The organism is Microcoleus sp. Pol12B4, from assembly GCF_036701385.1.
In the GTDB taxonomy this organism is placed as follows: domain Bacteria; phylum Cyanobacteriota; class Cyanobacteriia; order Cyanobacteriales; family Microcoleaceae; genus Microcoleus.
Genome location: NZ_JAUBQR010000441.1, coordinates 1 through 1404 on the forward strand (window position 1 = coordinate 1; position 1404 = coordinate 1404).

A 1404-nucleotide genomic window follows, 5' to 3' on the forward strand; every position below is an offset into this window, starting at 1 on the left:
CCTGGCACATCTTTAGATGAACTCATCTGTGCCTACTGCGCTCAATAGTGTCTCTTTTTTATTTGAAATGACTATATACCTTGATGGATTTAATGCCAAGCAAATATCAACAAAAAAGTCTGCGAGCCTTGCTAGGTCTATTTCTGGAAGCAACAGGACAAAGTTTACCGTTTCTCTCTCAAACAGTAAGTGCCAGCGCGATTAGTCGCTTCCTCAATCATTACCAATGGTCAGTCCGCGCAGTAATTAGAGTTGTGCGGGCAGAGATCATCAGGCAAGTCAAAGCCGAAAGAGGGCTTGGGAGGCGACCGATTTTAACTGTAATTTTGGATATGACCACCCTCGAAAAAATTGGTAAGTTTTCAGGGTTAGGGAAACTAATTAGAGTCTATAATGGTAAACGAGGATTGCACCTGTTAGTCCTCTACATACTTGTGGGAAGAAGTCGAGTACCCTGGGGGTTCCGAGTCGATCGGGGCAAGGGAGAGTTGGCGCCTATAAAACTCGGTCAAAGATTGCTAAAAACTCTGCCAAAAACCTTAACAGCACATTATGAAATCAGAGTATTAGGTGATAGCGCAAATGGCAGTATAGAAATGCTCAAATGGGTAAAAAAACAACCACGCACAAGTGGTATTGTTGGGATGAGGAGCGATCGGAGCTTGGCAGATGCGCGGCTGGTAAACCAAGGACTGCAAAGGGGTCAGCAAGTAGTGCTGCAAGGATTAAACTTTCCAGTCACCCTGTCTTGGTATTGGCTCAAACGGGATGATGGCAGTCTCGAAAAACGCTTTGTAATTTCGACAAAACCTTTATCTGCTGTCTACATTACTCGACTCGGTAGAAGACGTTGGCAGATTGAAGGATTCTTTAAGACTGTGAAACATCGGTTTGGTTTGCATCGGTTTGGACAAAGCACTTTATTGGGAGTTTATCGGTGGCTAGTATTATCTTTTATTGCCTACTTTCTCGCCTTCTGGGCATATCTAGCATCGGGAAAAACTACCTTGCCAGATTGGGGAGACGCGGCGCTACTGGCGAGAGAAACTTTGTTGGCATCTCTAGTAGTTTTGGGGCTGTTAATTAATATCGATCGCACCCAGAGTTTAGCTCGTCAGCAGGGTTTTGACATCACTGTTAGTGGTTGGCCGTATGGCTAATTGAGAATGGTGCAAGATCTCAGTTTTAACCGACTTTAGCTATGAGACGGGGATTAAAATCCCCGGCGGATCTGTGGATTAGCCCGATCGATTCGATCGCACAGTCTTCTTTGAGGCAAGGCTTTAAACCCCTGCCCGACTTGATATTACTAATCGCAAATTACTAACTATGCTCGATCTAAATCCTGTTAAGAAACTGCACCGAATTAAAGGAAATGAACCGCTGCTGCTGAATGACCCGCAT

Annotated in this window: 1 protein-coding gene; it reads left to right on the plus strand. The window is 44.7% G+C overall.

Going from position 1 to position 1404, the window contains the following annotated elements; all coding sequences use genetic code 11:
- Nucleotides 1–83: 83 nt before the first annotated feature.
- Nucleotides 84–1160 carry a transposase gene (locus tag QUA38_RS28885; RefSeq protein ID WP_445305137.1) on the plus strand — a complete coding sequence of 359 codons (1077 nt, stop codon included), beginning with the start codon at nt 84–86 and terminating at the stop codon, nt 1158–1160.
- Nucleotides 1161–1404 lie beyond the last annotated feature (244 nt).